Raw genomic sequence first — 20,549 nt, 5'->3', positions numbered from 1 at the left:
TATTTACCTCTCTCCTTTTGATCTCGATAAAAATGAATCAATGCCGTGAGCTGCTCGTTTTCCATCGTATGCTGCATTTACAACTTCCTTGCCGCCGTTTATGCAATCACCACCGGCAAAAATTTTGGGATTGGTTGTTTGATAAGATTCTTGATCAACAATAACGCAGCCTTCATCATCAATTGTTAAACCGGAAATAGAATTTAAAAAACTTGATTTGGTTTCCTGTCCGATAGCTTTAATAACCATATCAACCGGAAGAATAAATTCCGAACCGGGAACCGGAACTGGTCTTCTCTTCCCTTTTATATCAGGCTCTCCAAGTTTCATTTTTAAACATTCGATTCCTTCAACAAATTTTTCACCGGTAATTTTTTTAGGTGACGTTAAAAAATAGAATACAATTCCATCTTTCTTCGCGAGATCGTATTCAAAATCATACGCAGACATTTCAACGTTGCTTCTTCTGTAAATAATAAAAACTTGTTCGGCACCAAGACGCTTTGCTTCCGTTGCCGCATCAATAGAAGTATTACCTGCCCCAATAACAGCAACTTTTTTACCAACACGTACATCTTTCCAATTTTCTGTTTTTACTTTTTCAATAAACTCAAGCGCTCCAATAACACCTGATAATTCTTCACCCGGTAAAGAAAGCTTAGGGCTTTCTCCCAAACCAACTCCGAGAAAAAGTGCATCATGTTTTCTTAATAAATCATCAACTTGAATTGTCTTTCCAATTGCTACTCCGGTTTTAATTTCAACACCAAAACTTTTTACAAGTTCTACTTCTTTCAAACTATCTTCTCTTCTCATTTTATACGGCGCAATGCCCCATGTATTCAAACCGCCGGGTACGTCGCTCGATTCATAAATTGTAACATCATAACCAAGGAGAGCAAGTTCTGCCCCGCATGCAAGTCCGGCAGGACCTGAACCAACTATGCCAATTGTTTTTCTTTTTTTCTTTGCCTTCTGAAAAAGTGTTGGCATCCCCTTCGCGAAATAATTATCAATTACAAACCGTTGAAGTTTTCCAATCTCAATCGGTTTTTCATCTTTAGAATTATAAACGCAAGCCCCTTCGCAAAGAACTTTTACCGGACAAGCTTTTGCGCAGGTCAAAGCGACCCAATTTGATTGAAGAATTGTTTTTGCAGAACCAAGAAGATTGCCGGTTGATATCTTTTTTATAAAAGTCGAGATATCAATGTGAGTCGGGCAAGCTTTCATGCAAGGTGAATCATAACAATAAAGACAACGGTTAGCTTCAATAACGGCGGAGTTGTGAGTAAAAGGAGGATGAAGTTCGGCAAAGTTTTTTTCGTATTGCTCTGCCGGAAGTTCTGGGGCAATATTCTTCATAAAAGAAACCCTCTCTATAAAAATAAATAAAAACTATTTAATAACAGCTTCATCAGCGAATGAAAGGCAATCATCCAATGTTTGAACAGCGGAATCAATCTGTTCTTTAGTTATGATTAACGGGGGTGCAATTACAAAATGACTTACCCATCCCTGCATATATACTCCTCGTTTCATCATCTCGGATGTGACCTTATCAACCATTAATGGCTTGCCGTTTACTTTATCTTCTTTTGTATTAAATGATTCTTTTGTGATTTGATTCTTTACAAGTTCAACAGCATAGAAAAGTCCAATTCCTCTTATGTCCCCAATCGAAGGATGTTTCGGTTTTATCGCCATTAACTTTTTGTTTAAATATTCGCCCATCTCGACTGCACGTTCAATTAATTTTTGATTCTTCAACTCATTGATTGCCGCAATCGCAGGTGCGAGAGTTAACGGATGAGCTTCATATGTATGTCCGTGTGCAAAGTAATGATCGTTGAAGTAATCGGCAATCTTCATTGTAGTTGCGGTTAATCCAAGAGGAACATAAGCAGAAGTAATTCCTTTAGCCGTAGTAAGAATATCCGGTTGAACATTCCAATGATCCATCGCAAACCATTTTCCTGTTCTTCCCCATCCGCTCATTACTTCATCTGCAATAAGCAAAACGTTATTATCATCGCATATTTTTCGCAAGCGCGGCATATATTCTTTAGGAGGAATTAAAATTCCGTTTGTTCCAACCACAGGTTCAAGAATAATTGCGGCAACATTGCTTTCATTCTTAATCATATGTTCAATATAATCCGCACACGCAACATTACATTCCGGATAAGAATGATTGAGAGGACAACGATAGCAATTGCATTCAGGCGCAAAAATTACTCCGTCAATTTTTCCGGATGGTTCAACTGCCCATCTTCTTGGATCTCCGGTTGCGGCAATTGATGCGGCCGTAGAGCCATGATATGAATTATATCTCGAAATAATTTTATACTTGCCGGTGTACATTCGTGCAATTTTAATTGCAGCTTCGTTTGCTTCTGTTCCGGATGTTGAAAAATAAAATTTCTCTAATCCTTTTGGCAAAACTTCGAGTAATAGTTTACTTAATTCCGCACGAACTTCAGTTGCAAATCCCGGAGCGGCATATGCCAGTTTATTTGCTTGTTCTTCAATTGCTTTAATGACTGCCTGGTTTTTGTGTCCCAGTGTAACACACATAAGCTGAGATGAAAAATCAAGATATTTTTTACCGGATGAATCCGTGAAGTAACATCCTTCAGCATCAACAATGTAAAGTGGATTCCAGTTTTTCTGAAATCTCCAAGTACCATAAGTATGCTTTGCAGTGATTGCAACAATTTCTTCAGGGGTCAAATTAGCACCTTCTTTGTTATGAATAATTCTCTTCTTCCGTTATACTTTCGTAATTATCTCATAAGTTTCCGGACGGCGATCTCGATAGAATTGCCAAACATTTCTTACTTCAAGAATCTCATCAAGGTTAAGATCTGCAACTACTAATTCATCTTTATCTCTACTTGCTTGTGCAATAATTTTTCCGCGAGGAGTACAGAAATAACTTTTGCCGTAAAATTCTCCAATGTTCCAAGGAGCTTCAGTACCTACACGATTAATTGCGCCGACAAAATATCCATTTGCAACTGCATGAGCCGGCTGCTCAAGTTCCCATAAATATTCTGAAAGTCCGGCAACAGTAGCCGAAGGATTAAAAATAATTTCCGCTCCGTTCAATCCAAGAATTCTCGCTCCTTCCGGGAAATGACGATCGTAGCAAATGTAAACACCAATATCCGCATAAGCAGTTTTGAAAACCGGAAAGCCAAGGTTGCCGGGTTTAAAATAAAATTTTTCCCAAAATCCGGGATCGCAATGCGGAATGTGATGCTTGCGGTACTTGCCTAGATATTTTCCATCGGCATCAATAACAGCGGCGGTGTTATAATAAACACCTTGTATTTCTTCTTCATAGACCGAAGCTACAATTACCATATTATATTTTTTTGCGGTTTCCTGCATTAACTTAATTGTTGGTCCCTCAGGAACTTTTTCAACAAGTGCATACCATTTAGTTTTTTGTTCAGCGCAAAAATATGGCCCGTAAAAAAGCTCCTGCATGCAAATAATTTGAACGCCTTTTTTGGAGGCTTGCTCAATCATTAATAAATGCTTTTCAATCATTGATTGTTTGATTTTTTCGATGGGTTGTTCGGTTGACATAGAGAGAGACGCTTGAATTAAACCTCCGCGAACTATTCTACTCATTTTTGCACCTTTCTTTTTTGGGATAATCAATATTCAAGAAAAAATATTACAACTTACTATAGATTCAAATTTTGAATTCCACATTCTCAATTATGAATTAGTATTTTAAGACATCCAATTTACTTTTGAATCTGGATTCCACTTTATAGTTGTCTTTTTCAGTTTTGTCCAAAATTCGATAGAACTTTTACCGGTGATATCACAAGTTCCAAATTTAGATTCATTCCAGCCGCCGAATGAAAATGGTTCTCTAGGAACAGGCACACCAATATTAACTCCGATCATTCCGGCACTAGCACGTTCGCTGATGTATTTAGCCATTCCGCCGTTTTGCGTGAATACCGATGCAGCGTTTCCGTAATTAGAACTGTTTTGTATCGAAAGTGCAGTGTCAACATTTTCCGCTCTTATAATTGCTAACACAGGACCAAATACTTCCTCTTTCGCAATTCGCATTTCGGGTCTAACAAAATCGATTACAGTCGGACCAACATAAAAACCATTTTCCTTGCCAACGACTTTACAATTTCTTCCATCTAATAAAATTTTAGCGCCTTCGCGTTCTGCTTCTGTAATGTAATTTTCGATTCTTTCTTTTGCCTGAAGCGATATAACTGCACCAAGGTTTTTTCCCGGAATAATTTTTTTCGATTCCAGAACGAGCTGTTCGATTATATGATCTACGGAACCGACTGCAACCATTGCAGATGCTGCCATACATCGCTGTCCTGCGCAACCGGACATCGAAGCCGCAACATTTGATGCAGTCATATTTACATTTGCATCGGGAAGAACAATTAAATGATTTTTAGCTCCGCCGAGTGTTAATGCGCGTTTGAGATTTGAAGTTGCACGAGCATAGACAATTTTAGCAACTTTTGTGGATCCAACAAACGAAACGGCTTGAATCCCGGGATCGTCGCAAATTGCTTCTACAACATCTTTTGTTCCATGTACAATATTAAAAACACCATCGGGTAAACCGGCTTCTTTTAGAAGATCCGCAATTCTATTAGCGCTAATTGGTACTTGCTCTGATGGTTTGAGGATCATACAATTTCCGAGAACAAGCGCATTAGGTATAGTCCAATTTGGAACCATGTTTGGAAAATTAAATGGAGTAATAGAAGCAACTACACCAACTGGACAATGTTCAATCCGGCAATCAACTCCCTTGCTTACTTCCAAAATTTCACCTGAGGCAATCTGAGGCATAGAACATGCGAACTCTGTAACTTCAATGCTTTTTTCAACTTCGGCAATACTTTCAGAAATTGTTTTGCCATTCTCTTCTTGAACCAATGAAGCAAGTTCATTCATATTTTTTTCTAAAAGAGTTTTGTAGCGGAAAAATATTTGTGCTCTTTCTTTGATTGGTGTTGCCGACCATGATGGGAATGCTCTTTGCGCGGCTATTACAGCTTGATTAACATCTTTGGATTTTGAAATTGGTACGGTGGAAATTATAGAGCCATCTAAAGGTGAGTTTACTTCTAAATCTGTTCCGCTGCCGGAAACATATTTTCCATCAATATAATTTTTTAATGCGGGGTACTTCATAAATCCCTCATTTCTGATAAGAACAATTTATTTTCTCTCTTACACAAAGAAAATAGAAATTATTTTTATAGGAATCCATCCTTTCTTTGGACACCTAAGTTCTATTATCAAAATTTGCCTTGGCAAGTTTGAATAGATAACGCACATGGTTGAGCAACCAAACTGTTTGGAAGTAATAATAGATTCATTAGATCAAATTATTTTTTGATTCTGAAATCCAGCGGTTGTTATTTTTACAACTAACTCAATCTTTAAAAATGTATTAATCAGTATGTTATTTTTAGCTTTTCGGGTATTTGAAATTTGAGTAACTATCACTTAACTTATAGTTAGAGCTATCAAAATTCGTTCAAAAATTCGGCTGCAATTAATGTTAATAACAGATAAAATTGAGAGTTGCTGTAATAGAACTTCTTCATTCTTTAAGACAGCTATTCATTATTAGCCGAAGTATTTATTTTAGGTCATCGTTTAGCTAGAATTTTGAAAGTATTTGAAAATTTAGTTTTAGAATTAGCGATGAAAGATTTAAAATATTATGCTGTTAATATTTGTTATCGTTGTAAACTTGCTTTAAGCAAATTCAATAACATTTCTGTGGGAGGAATCAGCGACTTCTATATTATCATTCCCAGAACACTAATAATAATACCGTATTGTAAGTTGAACCGAAAAAGTTTATTAATCGGTAAAGATTTAACAGCAGAGTGATTTTTTTGACAAATATTTAACGAAAGACTAGTAATTAATTTTGAAGGTAAGTTTTAATGAAAAAGGGATCTGAACCATTAATTAGAAAATGGCAAGTGTTATCCCTAATCGGTGTTATAAGTGTATTACTTATATCCGGCGCATATTTTTATTTATCATTCGAATCAAAGTCTATTCGTACAAGCAAACACCTCGAAATACAAGCAATTGCAGAAATGAAAATTCAGCAACTTGTGCACTGGCGCAAAGATAAAACTTCAGATGTTACCGTTATTTCACAATCCCCATTTTTTCAAAATAAAATTATAGAGTGGGTCAGCAACAGAACAAATCTACTATTAAAGAAAGAATTGATCGAAAGATTAAGTCTAACCCAACAAAATTACAGATATGAAAATATTTTTATTTCTTCTCCTAATGGGAAATTGCTGTTAACTCTAGATAATAAATTATCCAATATCGATTCTATTACTTCCTTAAAAATAATGGAAGCATCAAAGAATAAAGAATTAACATTTACCGATCTTTATAAAGATGCTATTCATAATAGAATTCATTACGACATAATTGCGCCAATAATTAACAATCAAAAAATTACTGTTGCAGTACTTGTCTTTCGTATAGATCCGAATGAGTATTTGTATCCATTAATAAAATCACGGCTTTCATTTAGTGCAACCTCCGAAGCATTTATTTTTAGAAGAGACGGCGATAGTATTCTTTTTCTTAGTGAGTTGAACCATCTTAAAAACGCAGACCTAAATTACCGCATACCTTTATCCAAAAGAGATGATCCGGCGGTTCAAGCAGTTCTTCGAAATAATAGAATATATGAAGGGAAAGATTACAACGGCAATGACGAGATTCTTTCGTACATCGCACCGGTTCCAGGAACTAACTGGTACATTACAGCCCAGATAAGTCAAAGTGAAGTCTATAAAGAGCTTTATCTAAGAGCGCTTGCAATTATAATATTTACAGTCGGATTAATTCTTCTAGTTAGCGGCGGATTAATCTTGATTTACAGAACCCGTCAACGAAATATTTACATTGACCTCTTTACTAAAGAGAAAGAATTAAGAGAAACTCACGAAGAATTTAAAACAATCCTTTATAGTATTGGCGATGGAGTAATTACAACAGATATCGGCGGAAGAATAAAACAAATGAATCATACCGCCGAAGAATTAACCGGCTGGAATGAGAATGATGCAAAAGGAAAACTGTTTGATGAAGTATTTTCAATCATTGATGATGTTACCCGTAACAAAGTCGAAAATCCAATTACAAAAGTTTTAAACCAAAAAGTGACCTTCGGACTAACAAATCATACCATCCTAATCTCAAGGAATGGAAAAGAGATTCCTATTACCGAAAGCAGTGCTCCGGTTCGTGATCAATTGGGTAAAATTGAAGGATCCGTTTTAATCTTCCGTAATAAATCTGACGAACAAAATTCTGAAAAAATTGTCCGGAAGAGCGAAGCAAGATTAAGAAGAGCAGAATTTGTAACAAAAGCCGGACACTGGGAATATCATTTGGCCTCCGGCGATATGTTGGTTTCTGAAGGCGCTTCTAAAATCTATGGTCTTAAAGGAACACAATGGAAAGTCTCTACAATTCAGAAAATGGCTTTGCATGAGTACCGCTCAAAACTAGATGATGCTTTGAGCAAATTGATTAAACATGGTGATCCATTAGACATTGAATTTAAAATTAGAAAAGCTGATACAGGAGAAGTAATTGATATTCACGCAATTGCAGAATATGACAATGAAAAGAAGATTGCATTCGGTATTGTTCAGGATATCACTAAAACAAAACAATTTGAAATAGCCCTTAAAGATTCTGAATATAAATTCAGAATGCTTGTTGAGAATATAAAAATTGGAATCTATTACAGTGATTTTGCGGGAACTTTTCTTTATGGCAACCGGGAAGCCGAAAAGATAGTGGGTTACAACCGTAATGAACTAATTGGAAAAAACTTTATTGAGTTGAAAATTCTAGATCAGAAACAAAAAATTAAAGCCGCGCTACTTCTCGGCAAAAATTTGATCGGAAAAGCTACCGGTCCGGACGAATTTATTATTAATAGAAAAGACGGCACCAAAAGGATTGTTGAGATAAGCACGAATGTAATAAATACTGGCGATCAAAGAATTGTATGCGGCGCAGTACTTGATATTACAGAACGCAAACAAGTTGAAGAAGCTTTGATAACTAGTGAAAATAAATACAGGCACTTATTTGAAAATAATCCTCAGCCAATGTGGATTTACGACCTGGAGAATTTATCGTTTCTTGAAGTGAATGGAGCCGCTATTTTGCATTACTGGTATTCAAGAAATGAATTTTTGAATATGACAATAAAAGATATTCATCCTGAAGAAGATATTAAAGCTCTTCTGGAAAATATCGCCAATACATACAAAGAGATTAATAGAGCGGGCATCTGGCGGCATAAAAAGAAAAATGGCGAAATCATCTTTGCAGAAATAATATCACATTTAATAAAATATGAGGGAAGAGCTGCGCGGCTCGTAATGGCTCAAGATGTTACCGAACGAAAACTGGCTGAAGAAGCTTTAAAAGAAAGTTATGAATTTAATAAGTCCCTTTTAAAAACAATTCCGTTTGGAATGAACATAGTTGATGAGACCGGGACTATTATATTTATGAGCGACAGCTTTAAAAAGCTATTCGATGAAGAAGCCATTGGCAAAAAATGCTGGGCAATCTACCGTGACGATAAGACACAGTGTAGCGGATGCCCTTTAAAAAAGAATATTGTAATAGGAGAGACACTGGAACTTGAATCTGAAAATATCTTGAGCAAGAAAACTTTTCAGATCAGTCATACCGGCATGGTCTTCCAAGGCAAGAAAGCCGTACTTGAAATATTTCAGGATATTACCGAGCGTAAAAAAGTTGAAGAAACTTTGAGAGAAAGCGAGGAACGTTTTAAACAGATTGTGGAATGTTCCGGCGTTTGGATTTGGGAAGTAGATACGGAAGGATTATACACTTACGTCAGTCCAATGGTAGAGAATATCCTTGGTTATAAACCTGAAGAAGTAATTGGTCAAAAACACTTTTACGATTTTTTTGCACCTGAAGCAAAAGCTGAAATGACTGTAGCGGCATTTGGAATCTTTTCTAGAAAAGAAACTATTGCAAATTTTGAAAATCCGAATGTTCATAAAAACGGAAGTATAGTAATATTAGAAACTTCCGGGCTTCCTTTGCTGGATGGAAATGGAAATTTTTTAGGATATCGCGGTGCAGACAAAAATATAACCGAGCGTAAAAATGCAGAACAAACTATAGATCTTCTGGCTCAAGCGGTGAGAAGCACAAGCGATTGTATTAGTTTAACTGATATTAATAACAACATTCTTTTTGTGAATGAATCTTTTATTAAAACTTATGGATACGAAACAAAAGAATTAATTGGTAAAAATATTGAACTTGTCCGTGCATCCACAAATCCGGACCCATCAATTGAAATGATTAAAAATGCTACTCTGCAAAACGGTTGGTTTGGTGAATTACTAAATAGAAAAAAAGATGGAACTGTTTTCCCGATCTCGCTAAGCACATCATCCGTTTTAAATGAAAATGGAGAACCATATGCACTTATTGGCATAACTAGAGATATAACGGAATATAAAAAAGCAGATATAGAACTTCAGGAACACAGAAATCACTTGGAAGATTTGGTAGAATCAAGGACTAAGGAACTTGATAGAATAAATAAAAAATTACAAGTAGAAATAGAGAAAGAAAAAGAAATTGAAATGATGCTCCAATATTCTTTAGAAAAGGAAAAAGAACTTAATGAACTCAAAACACGATTTATATCAATTGCTTCGCATGAATTCAGAACTCCGCTAACTTCCATTTTATCTTCGGCCGAACTGATTAAGAGATACGGGAAAAAATGGAGTGAGGAAAAATTTAATGAACATGCTGATAAAATTATGAGTTCAATTGAATATTTGACGGACTTGCTTGACGATGTCTTAACAATAAGCCGTTCCGAAAGCGGAAAGATAATATTTAACCCGCTTAAAATTGATTTGCATCTTTTCTGCTGGGATATAATTGAAGAGTTAAAATTTAATGAAGATAAAAACCATAAGTTAATCTTCAAATACACGGCAGATAGAGAAATTTATGAACTCGATCCAAAATTGATACGATTTATAATCACTAATCTTCTTTCTAATGCTTTCAAATATTCTCCAAAAGGAAGCACAGTAGAGTTATTAGTTTTCTCAACTTATGATAGTGTCGTTATAAATGTAAAGGATGAGGGGATTGGAATACCCGAGGAAGACAAAACTCATCTCTTCGAACCATTTTATAGAACTAAAAATGTTGGCGAAATTGAAGGCACGGGATTAGGACTTTCTATTGTTAAAAGAGCCGTTGATTTACATGATGGTGTAATTAAATATTTCTCTGAACTTGGGAAAGGAACTACATTTAATATAAAACTTCCTAGGAAAAAAGATGAATAAAAAAATATTAATCATTGAGGATGAAAAAAAGGTGCGCGAAAATATTTCCACACTTCTAACCGAAGAAAGCTACACCGTTATTTCATCTAAGAACGGCGAGGAAGGAATAGAAACTGCAATTAAAGAATTACCCGATTTGATAATATGCGATATAATGATGCCCGGAATAGATGGCTACCGTGTTCTCGAAATATTATCTCAAAACGAATTTACAAAATCAATCCCGTTTATCTTTCTTACGGCAAAGGTTGAACGTGATGATATAAGGAAAGGAATGCTGAATGGTGCTGATGATTATTTATTTAAACCTTTCAAAGCAGATGATTTGCTCAAATCAATTGATATACGCTTAAAACGTGTTCAAACATTAAAAGGAGATTTTGTAAATCCAAAACAAACGGACTCTTCCACAAGTCTTACAAACGATGACAAAATATTTGTAAATGTAAATAGTAAACCCCATTTAATAAAGATTAACGAAATCATTTTCATTTCGGCAGAAAGTCAGTATACTTCATTGAAATTAGTAGATGGAAAAACCTTTCTTGTAAGAAAATCGATTAATAGTTGGGATAAACTATTGCCAAGTAAAAATTTTTTAAGAATTCACCGCTCAACAATCGCCAATCTTGATTTCTTAATCAAAATGGAAAAATCATATAATTCAAGTTTTTTGATTTATTTGAAACACGTTGCCGAACCGTTTGTAATTAGTAAAAGATATTCAACAAAAATCAGACAAAATATTGTTTGAGTTTTCTTTTTAAAAATAAGCAGATAACCGCACTCAAATAATCCCGCTTGCTTCATTAATAACTCTCCCGCAACATTTACTGTCAACAATTAATAGATCTCTTCGAATATTTGCATTACGAACCGGAGGGGTCTTTATGAAGAAAATTCTAGTTGTTGAAGATGAAACTGTTATTAGAGAAAACATTAGCGATTTACTCGAAACTGAGGGTTTTGAAGTTCTTAGTGCCGAAGATGGGCTTGAAGGTTATAATATTGCCCAGGAAAGATTGCCTGACCTTATATTAAGCGATATAATGATGCCTGGGATGAATGGATTAGAGATGTTGAAAAGACTTCAAGATAATCCATTAACGTCGGCTATCCCTTTTATTTTTCTTTCAGCTAAAGTCGAGCCTCAGGATATAAGGGAAGGAATGACGCTTGGTGCGGATGATTATTTACTAAAGCCTTACAGATGTTCCGATCTTTTATCTGCCATAGAATCACGCTTCAAGAAAAAAGAGAAATACCAATCAATCGATGAACTTTTTAAATCCTCGTTAGTTAAAAGAGTTCAACACGAATTACGCACTCCTCTAGTTTCAATTTTAGGTCTTTCCGAAATGATTTCTAAAGATATTGAATCGCTTACGAGAGAGGAATTATCAGATATGGCAAATAAAATAATGAATTCGGGAAGCAGGCTTTTAAGAAGAGTTGAAAAACTATTGGTCTATGCAGAATTACTTCTGGATGAAAATGGTTCCGAGACTCTATTGAAAACAAAAGGGAATTCATATCAAATTGATCATAACTTTCTCAAATCGCGAATATCACAAAAAGCTGCCCTCTTTAACAGAGCCAATGATCTTGAGTCCCAATTTGAAAATAACACCGTTAATATAACTGATCAGCACTATGAATTTATTATTAATGAGCTTGTCGAAAACTCAATCAAATACTCTAAAGATGGAAGCATCATTAATATTACCGGTGAATCGAACGGAAAATTTTATAGAACAATAGTCAGAGATACAGGGGAAGGGATCAAATTGATCGGAATCGAAAAGATCAGCCCCTTTAATCAATTTGGAAAAGAAGATGAAACAGTTGAGGGATTAGGATTGGGTTTAGCAATAGTTAAAAAAATAGTGGAGCTAAATAATGGTTATATAAAAATTGATAGCAAAGAAAAATCTTATACAGCTTTTGAATTTGGAATACCATTAGCCAAATAAAACGGAATGATAATGGAAGATATTTTATTCATCACTCAAAACTTATATAACAAATTGATGGGGCTGGCAACATATCTTGAAGAACACTCTTTATATCTTCTAAATTTGGTTCAGGAGATGACTTTTGAAGATACCGATGATCAATCTAAATACGATCTCTATTCAAAAACTTTATCGTCTATTTATTCCCGGGCAAAAAAAATAAAAGAAGAATTAGTATCAACGACCTTGCATCAAAACGACATAGTAAAATGCGATGTTGCGTTCAAAAGTATTTTTAAAAATCTAGGAGACAACCTGATTCATCTGTCAAATATTTGTGAAGAAATTTCCGACCCAAATTATTACTTAGATACTAACGGAATTCTAAGAGAAATAAATTAATAGACCAAAATTCAATATTGGGGGACTTTATTTTCCATCCATTCGAATAGACCAAATTAATTGATAATTTTCGCACTAGAATAGAGCCGTTTACTACAAGAAAAGCCCACTTACAACATTGATTATTAACACTTTCTCCTAACAATCGAATATATGTATAGGATAAGGAGAATTATTGAACCATAAAAAAGATGTGTCAATTGATTTCGAGTTTAAAATGAATAACAAAGAAATGACTAAGAACAATTCGACTCTACTTATTCATTTAGTCAGAATTAGTATTAATGAGATTTCAGAAAAGATTGAGAAATAATTACTAAAGGTAAAGCAAGGAATTGGTTTGAAGTTTGTTCAAATGGAAGGTTGGCTCATAGCTAAAAAAATAGTAAAGAGAGATACAATTTCTCTCTCATTTTTATACAAGTTTTGATGAGTTACAAGATGTGAAGAAAAATATATTTGCTCCTTAAAGGTGAGTAAAAAGATGATAGCGAATAGAATTACATCAACTATAATCTGTATAAAACCAAGTTGGGGGTAAACGTGAGTTTACTAAAAGAGAATAAAAATGACCCCTTAGGGGAAAAAAATAAAATTACGCCTGAGGATGATGACCTATCATTTATGATCAAAAATGATTTGGAGAACATTCTTGAAAAATTAGGGTCTGATGAAAATGCGTTGGACTTTAAAAAGAAAATTTCGTTAAAACTTGCAGATTTAGGCAGTACAATGGAAGGGATAAAAGATTATCGAGAAGCATTGGATTCTTTTTCCACAAATTTGGAAAAGATATTAAAAGACTGGGATTCGAATGATGATACTGAATGTGACAAACAATTGGGAAATTGAAGTGAATAAGATTTTAATCATAATACGGGGGAAGATCTTCTAATTGAATGATCTACCTGGGGGGAGAAGATTTTTTATTCTTAGATAAATATAAATTTTTTATTGAATTAAAAATTTTAAGAAGAATTTTGATTGAAATTAATCTTCAAACGGGGGAAGATCTTTCATTGAAAGAACTACCTGGGGGGAGAAGATTTTTTAATTCGTAGATAAATATAATTTTTACCAGGAGCTAAAAATTATAAAATGAATCTTGCTTGAAATTAATCTTCATCCGGGGGAAGATCTTCTAATTGAACGATCTACCTGGGGGGAGAAGATTTATTTCTTGTAAATAAATATAATTAATTCGTCAAGTGATATTTATAATTCAAAGAAGGATTTTATTTTAACAATAATTTTCTTGATAAATGAGTCGTCTTTGATCTTATAACGTTCCAACTTTTGAATGTTACCACTCTGCCGCTCGGCAATAATTTTAGCAAATTCATTAACTAATTCCGACCGGTTTTCTAAAATCTTTTTTAACGAATCTTTGGTAATTTCAACCACAATAGAATCCGTTTCAGTTAAGATTGTTGCAGATCTTTCTTCACCGGTGAACAAAGACATTTCTCCAAAAAATTGACCCGGGGTAATCATTCCAACTTCTATTTCTTCATCTGTATTCTTATCCGCTTTTATGAATACTTTTAATAATCCTTCGGCAAGAATGTACATGGAATTTCCCTTCTCCCCTTGCCTAATTATTGTGGTTCTTTCAGTATAAAATTCCCGCTTTGATTCCGTATGAAGTTTTTCCAATTCTTCTTCACTTAATGAATCAAAAAGAGCAACATTCTCAATAATATGAGTTTCCGGTTCATCAGTCTTTGCCCCCAATCTTATGCCGGCAATTTTTAGGTTATTAATTATTTGAGTCAGGACAAAATCAGTAGCAATTTCTGGTGAGTTGGGTTTCCACGGAATTATCCAAAAATTGACTTTATATTCAATAGTATTCTTCATCATTTTGCCTACGATAATTTGCGGCTGAGCAGCAACATGATTATTTAATTCTAAAATTGCCTGCTTGGTACTAGCAAACAAAATTCTTTTGACTCTTTCTATTGATAAACCAGAGTTTAATTTTATTACTACACTAAATCGATTTTCTTTTTTAATTCTGCTGTAATTTTCTATTATAAATTCGTCTAGCAGGTTATTGGGGAATAAAAGGAAGGTATCCCTTTCGCTTTTCAATTGGATTGCCATTCTATCAAAATGAATTACCTCACCAAAAATTATATCAATACCATTTTTATTTATAAGTTTTATCCAATCTCCAATTTTAAATGGTCTTGTTGTACTTATAAATTCTTTGCTGAAGTACTTTAGAATTTTCGGTCTTAAGTAAGTTATAACCACTAGGAGAATTAAAAATGTAACAGCTAGAGAAGAAGTCAATGGTTGATCAAAAACTTCGACAATTATGATCCACAATGCTATAAGATATATTAAGGTAACGGTTAGGTCCTCAATTAGTCCAAGTGTTTTGGAACCTGCTGAAGTTTTAAAAATTTTGCCCCAAATAATTTTGTGCATAAAAGTATTAAACAGTAAAGCACCTGAAAGCCACAAAATAATATTGGTCGAATAATAAAATATACCGTCCATATCCAGACCCGAATTAATACTGCTGGATATCTTGAAGAATCCGCTGATGATAGAAAATAATGTAATAGAAAAGAGTACTAGAGAAACTGTTACGATTTTGTTCTTTGAAATGATCATTTTTATCTCCCAATACAGGTATCAACACTTTTAATGCCTTTAACATTATCAAAATAATATATTAAAGAATATTATTACAACCCGTTGTGTGAATTAGAACGTAAACCGTTAAAACGGTTCTACATTGTGATTTATGTTTTTAACCCCGCGATGAATCGCGGGGTTAAAATGAAACAATCTTTTTTTAACTGTTTCAACAGTTTAGTAGAATATATGTTTTAATTAACACAACACGTTATTACAGTTAAATAGCATTACGTTTTTAAACCGCATGCAATTTAAAAAACAACTCATATTATTTTTGCGCTACACTTCTTTGATTTCTTACCGATAATAAAAGAAAATTCTTCTTATGAATGTAAAAATCGATTCCAGCCAGATAAAAGCTATACAGCAATCTTTGCTTGAATTACAAAAAACAAAAATTGCTGATTCAAAGGAGATCTTTCAAGATATTCGCTCTGATGTGAAAAAAATCTCGAAAGATTCGATTAACTTAAAAAATATCGATCCAGAAAATTCCACTATTTCATACTCTCATGATCAAATTAATTTTAATCTTGTTTTTAATGCATTTACCCAGATACAACTTAATGCGAACGGCTCTATTAGGCGGGAAGAAAAGAGTATTGAAATTTATTTTAAATATTTATTTCAGAGAGAAGTTTCTGAAGATAGTAAAGCCGGTATAAAAGATTTTATGCTGAGTCTTAAAATGAAAGCATACTTTGAAGAGACCATTTCTGTAGAGAGAAAATTTGAGAAGGAGGATATTCTAAAATTCATACAAAGATTGGTAAATGAAATATTTGACACATTAAATGATGGATCGAAATCGTTGCGTGCCGTATTAATTGACGAAGATGATTTCAAAGAAATAACAAAAGCCGGTGTAGGAGATTTAAAAAGACTTTTACAATCACTTCTCGGTACTGTATTTTCTTTTATTAAGCACAAAGAATTATCAAACAAGAACAATCTAAAAGTTGGAGTAATTCTTAATACCAAACGGGAGAAACATGAGGTAAAAGAATACACAATCTCTAAGCTCGAATCGTTTTCTATCGAAATTCAGCAGCTAGATGCCGGTAAAAAAAATAATCAAAGTCTACGTTAAGCGACTTCTAAATTTTTTAGTACACTTCCATTCACAAGCAAGCTTACGTGTTGTATTGATAATAAAGTATTTTTTGATACCTATCGCATTATTTTATTAGCAATACTTGTGATTTTTTATGAGATGGAGAATTATCCTTTCCAGTCAAATTCAAGTTTTGGTTTTGTCTGAATTATCTCTTCAATTTTTTTCATAACATCATCTGTTAGTTTTGGAACAGCATCGAGCGCTTTCATATTGTGTTTTACCTGTTCAGGTTTGGATGCACCTGTTATTACTGTGCTTACATTTTGATTTTTTAAGCACCATGCTAATCCCATCTCTGCAAGTGTAATTCCAACCTCTTTTGCAAACGGTTCAAGCTTCTTTACTTTTTCAATTCGTTTCTTCCCTTCTTCATTGAATATATTATTTTTAAGCCATTCATAACTTTGAAGCGATAGTCTCGTAGCATCCGGCATTCCGTTATTATACTTTCCTGTTAATACGCCGCTTGCAAGCGGACTCCAAATTGTTGTTCCGAGTTTAAATTTTTCATAGAGCGGAAGAAATTCTTTTTCAATTTTATCCCGTCGGAACATATTGTATTCCGGCTGTTCCATCAAAGGCGGTATTAATTTTTCCCTTCTGGCAATATCGTATGCTTCAAGAATTCTTTCCGCCGGCCATTCGCTCGTTCCCCAGTACAAGGCCTTACCTTGATTTATTACGTGATTCATTGCTCTCACGGTTTCCTCAACTGGTGTTTGAAAATCCGGGCGGTGACAGAAGATCAGATCAACATAATTAAGCTGTAATCTTTTCAATGCTGCATCAGCTCCCTCGATAATATGTTTTCTTGAAAGTCCAGTATCGTTCGGTCCTTTTCCGCCCCAGAATAATTTTGTTGAAATAATCAGATCAGATCTTTTCCAGCCGGTCTTTTTTAGGATGTTTCCCATCATTATTTCAGCTTCACCGTTCGCATAAACTTCGGCATTATCAAAGAAATTAACTCCTGCATCATAGGCTTCTTTCATACATTTGCACGCAACTTCTTCTCCGACCTGATCGCTGAATGTAACCCACGCTCCGAAGGAAAGAGCTGATACTTTTAATCCGGAATTGCCAAGATATCTGTATTCCATTTCATTACTCCTTTTTATGATCTTATAAGTGTCTTAAAATTTATTTCATTTTTTGAATATTAAACTTCGCTTCGCACACCTCAATGAAAACGTGGGCGCCTCGTTAATAGTCATCACACATTTTTTTCCTAATTAAAAATACAAATAAAAATTTTTTATTAAGCAGACTAAGGTTAATCCGGTAATTTTGTGAATTCCAAATCATTAAAGCATTTATTTAACTATATGAGTAAATTTGCACTCGTTTTTCAGAAACATATTTTCTACAAAGGATATTGATGCCAATATTAAAGCCAAAACTTTTCACGACGTTAAAAGATTATAATAAAAAACAATTCATTGCAGATGCAACCGCAGGAGTTATTGTTGGAATTGTAGCTCTTCCATTGGCAATTGCTTTTGCAATTGCAAGCGGGGTAACTCCGGAGAAAGGAATCATTACCGCAATTATAGCCGGATTTATAATCTCGGTATTTGGCGGAAGTCGTGTGCAAATCGGAGGACCAACCGGAGCTTTCATCATTATTGTTTATGGAATAATACAGAATTACGGGGTAACAGGATTAACCATTGCGACTATAATGGCAGGTATTATCTTAGTGATTATGGGATTCGCACGATTTGGTTCTTTAATTAAATTTATTCCTTATCCCGTCGTTGTTGGCTTTACCAGCGGTATAGCTTTATTAATTTTTTCAACACAGATAAAAGATTTTTTCGGATTGCAAATAAAAGAAATGCCTTCAGAGTTTCATGAAAAATGGTTTGCATATTTTAGTGCAGTTCCAACAATTAATTATTACGTATTAGGAATTGCGCTACTATCATTATTAATAATGATTTTCTGGCCTAAACTTACACACAAAATACCGGGTTCATTAGTTGCAATAATTGTAGCAACTGTTCTAGTCATGGTGTTTCATTTACCGGTTGATACAATTGGAAGTAAATACGGCGAAATTCCTTCAAACTTACCTGCGCCTCACCTAATCTCAATTAATTTAACTCTTATTAAAAATTTGATTGCCCCCGCTACAGTAATTGCATTACTTGCCGCGATTGAATCCTTATTATCTGCTGTAGTTGCCGACGGTATGATTGGCGGGAAGCATCGTAGTAATATGGAATTGATAGCACAGGGTTTAGCTAATATTGTTACGCCTCTCTTTGGCGGGATTCCAGCTACAGGAGCTATTGCACGAACAGCAACAAATATTAAAAACGGCGGAAGAACACCGGTAGCCGGAATTATTCACGCAATTACTTTATTACTAATTATGCTTTTCTTTGGCAGTTATGCCAAGTTAATACCTATGGCAACGTTGGCGGCAATTCTTGTTATAGTTTCTTATAATATGAGTGAATGGCACGCATTTAAAACACTTTTGAAAAGTCCAAAGAGTGATATTATAGTTTTGCTCACAACATTCTTCTTAACTGTAATTTTTGATTTAACTATCGCAATCGAGATCGGGATGGTTTTGGCTGTATTACTCTTTATGAAACGGATGGCAGAAGTTTCCAACGTAAGCGTCATTACAAGGGAATTAGAAGATGAGGATGATCTGCCCGATGCTAATGCAATAGATAAAAAATTAATTCCGGTTGGGGTTGAAGTTTTCGAAATTAATGGTCCCTTCTTCTTTGGCGCCGCTTCTAAATTCAAAGAAGAAATGCGTGTAATTGAAGAACCTCCGAAAGTTAGAATTATCCGCATGAGAAATGTTCCTGCGGTTGATGCAACCGGACTGCAGACAATTAAAGACTTTTATAATGATGCCCAGAAGCAGGGAACTCACATAATCCTTTCGGGAGTTCATACACAGCCATTGTATGCGATGACACAAGCAGGTATCTTTGATTTAGTAGGAGAAGAAAATATTTACGGAAACATTGATGACGCTTTAGACCATGCGCGAGAAATTCTTGGACTTCCAATGTTAGGAAGGCCAAAAGATTTTGTACCACACGTTAAAAGAGAGATGAAAGAGTAATTGAAATAACCCGTTGTATGAATTAGTATGTACACCGTTAAAACGGTTCTAACATTATGCTTTATGTTTCTAACCCCGCGATTAATCGCGGGGTTAATCAATGAAACAGTTTTTTTAACAGTTTCAACAGTTTGTTACACTAAATTTTTTAATTAACACAACCCGTTTGAAATAATTCTAAATGAAACTAACGTTAATTGAGATGAGAGATTGGACCTTACAATAAAAGATATTTCGCATCTGCTGATTCTACCGGAAAAAGAAATTCAACTGTTAGTTAAGAAGAAAGAGATCCCCTTCCAGATACTTCACGAAAAAGTATTCTTTAATAAACATCAGATTATTGAATGGGCTCTTGGGCGTAATTTTCCGATCAATGTTTCCGACCATAAGAAATTAAGCGAATATCATATAAAAGCTCTAAATACTTTGCTTGACAGGGAATCATTTCATTACAACTGCACTTTCTCGGAAACATCTTATATAGAACAAATGATTTCTAAAATTGATTTTGAAAAAAACGTAGACCGGGAAATAATAATTCAGCTCCTTAAGAATAGAGAAGAATTAATGAGCACCGCAATAGGAAACGGAATTAGTCTGCCGCATCCGAGAGTTCCATTAATGGTAGGTAAAAATAAACCGCTCATAAATTTTTTCTTTCCGAAGAAACCACTCGATCTGAAATCGATTGACGGCAAGCCGGTGCACACCCTTATACTTCTGATTTCGCAGACAATTAAACAACACTTAAGCTTGATTGCACATTTGAGTTTCTTATTGTCAAAGGAAACGTTCCGCTTCGCTCTGGAAAACCGCCTTAATTATCAAGAGATTTTAGATATAATAAGTAAAATTGAAGAAACGAGAGACAAAGAAAAATAATGATC

The 20,549-nt window shown here is 34.5% G+C and carries 15 protein-coding genes; 9 read left to right on the top strand and 6 right to left on the bottom strand.

Annotated features, from left to right (window positions below):
• Nucleotides 1-3: 3 nt before the first annotated feature.
• The 4 genes from NTX65_13405 to NTX65_13390 all read right to left on the bottom strand — a co-directional run bounded on the left by NTX65_13405 (nt 4) and on the right by NTX65_13390 (nt 5,202).
• Nucleotides 4-1,365: an NAD(P)-dependent oxidoreductase gene (locus NTX65_13405; protein MCX6170338.1), complete on the bottom strand. Its 1,362-nt coding sequence runs from the start codon at nt 1,363-1,365 to the stop codon at nt 4-6.
• A gap of 33 nt (nt 1,366-1,398) precedes the next feature.
• Nucleotides 1,399-2,733 (bottom strand): aspartate aminotransferase family protein, encoded by a 1,335-nt coding sequence (locus NTX65_13400; GenBank protein ID MCX6170337.1) that lies wholly within the window; start codon nt 2,731-2,733, stop codon nt 1,399-1,401.
• Between the two features lie 39 nt (nt 2,734-2,772).
• Complete coding sequence (locus NTX65_13395) at nt 2,773-3,642, bottom strand: acyltransferase (GenBank protein MCX6170336.1); 870 nt, start codon at nt 3,640-3,642, stop codon at nt 2,773-2,775.
• A 105-nt stretch (nt 3,643-3,747) separates the two neighbouring features.
• Nucleotides 3,748-5,202 carry a CoA-acylating methylmalonate-semialdehyde dehydrogenase gene (locus NTX65_13390; protein ID MCX6170335.1) on the bottom strand — a complete coding sequence of 485 codons (1,455 nt, stop codon included), beginning with the start codon at nt 5,200-5,202 and terminating at the stop codon, nt 3,748-3,750.
• Between the two features lie 767 nt (nt 5,203-5,969).
• Here NTX65_13390 and NTX65_13385 point away from each other — a divergent pair.
• The 6 genes from NTX65_13385 to NTX65_13360 all read left to right on the top strand — a co-directional run bounded on the left by NTX65_13385 (nt 5,970) and on the right by NTX65_13360 (nt 13,648).
• Nucleotides 5,970-10,439 (top strand): PAS domain S-box protein, encoded by a 4,470-nt coding sequence (locus NTX65_13385; protein MCX6170334.1) that lies wholly within the window; start codon nt 5,970-5,972, stop codon nt 10,437-10,439.
• Entirely contained in the window at nt 10,432-11,193 is a 762-nt protein-coding gene (locus NTX65_13380; protein MCX6170333.1) for a response regulator, read from the top strand. Before NTX65_13385 ends, NTX65_13380 begins: the two co-directional genes overlap by 8 nt.
• Nucleotides 11,194-11,329: 136 nt before the next feature.
• On the top strand, nt 11,330-12,412 hold the full coding sequence (locus NTX65_13375; GenBank protein ID MCX6170332.1) for a response regulator: 1,083 nt from the start codon (nt 11,330-11,332) through the stop codon (nt 12,410-12,412).
• Between the two features lie 12 nt (nt 12,413-12,424).
• Nucleotides 12,425-12,796: a hypothetical protein gene (locus NTX65_13370; GenBank protein MCX6170331.1), complete on the top strand. Its 372-nt coding sequence runs from the start codon at nt 12,425-12,427 to the stop codon at nt 12,794-12,796.
• A 175-nt stretch (nt 12,797-12,971) separates the two neighbouring features.
• Nucleotides 12,972-13,109: a hypothetical protein gene (locus tag NTX65_13365; protein MCX6170330.1), complete on the top strand. Its 138-nt coding sequence runs from the start codon at nt 12,972-12,974 to the stop codon at nt 13,107-13,109.
• Nucleotides 13,110-13,339: 230 nt separating this feature from the next.
• Nucleotides 13,340-13,648: a hypothetical protein gene (locus NTX65_13360; protein MCX6170329.1), complete on the top strand. Its 309-nt coding sequence runs from the start codon at nt 13,340-13,342 to the stop codon at nt 13,646-13,648.
• A gap of 363 nt (nt 13,649-14,011) precedes the next feature.
• Here the strand turns inward: NTX65_13360 and NTX65_13355 are convergent, their stop codons facing one another.
• Nucleotides 14,012-15,421 (bottom strand): mechanosensitive ion channel family protein, encoded by a 1,410-nt coding sequence (locus NTX65_13355; protein MCX6170328.1) that lies wholly within the window; start codon nt 15,419-15,421, stop codon nt 14,012-14,014.
• A gap of 352 nt (nt 15,422-15,773) precedes the next feature.
• On the opposite strand from NTX65_13355, the gene NTX65_13350 reads away from it, so the two are divergent.
• Nucleotides 15,774-16,538: a hypothetical protein gene (locus tag NTX65_13350; GenBank protein MCX6170327.1), complete on the top strand. Its 765-nt coding sequence runs from the start codon at nt 15,774-15,776 to the stop codon at nt 16,536-16,538.
• A gap of 131 nt (nt 16,539-16,669) precedes the next feature.
• Here the strand turns inward: NTX65_13350 and NTX65_13345 are convergent, their stop codons facing one another.
• Nucleotides 16,670-17,665 (bottom strand): aldo/keto reductase, encoded by a 996-nt coding sequence (locus NTX65_13345; GenBank protein MCX6170326.1) that lies wholly within the window; start codon nt 17,663-17,665, stop codon nt 16,670-16,672.
• Between the two features lie 278 nt (nt 17,666-17,943).
• Here NTX65_13345 and sulP point away from each other — a divergent pair, with 278 nt between their 5' ends.
• Together sulP and NTX65_13335 are read left to right on the top strand one after the other, a co-directional pair.
• Nucleotides 17,944-19,659 carry a sulfate permease gene (sulP, locus tag NTX65_13340; GenBank protein ID MCX6170325.1) on the top strand — a complete coding sequence of 572 codons (1,716 nt, stop codon included), beginning with the start codon at nt 17,944-17,946 and terminating at the stop codon, nt 19,657-19,659.
• A gap of 210 nt (nt 19,660-19,869) precedes the next feature.
• Complete coding sequence (locus NTX65_13335; GenBank protein ID MCX6170324.1) at nt 19,870-20,544, top strand: PTS sugar transporter subunit IIA; 675 nt, start codon at nt 19,870-19,872, stop codon at nt 20,542-20,544.
• The last annotated feature ends 5 nt before the right edge of the window (nt 20,545-20,549 follow it).

The organism is Ignavibacteriales bacterium, assembly GCA_026390795.1.
GTDB lineage: Bacteria > Bacteroidota > Ignavibacteria > Ignavibacteriales > Melioribacteraceae > Fen-1258.
This window is presented reverse-complemented; position numbering and strand designations above follow the sequence as displayed.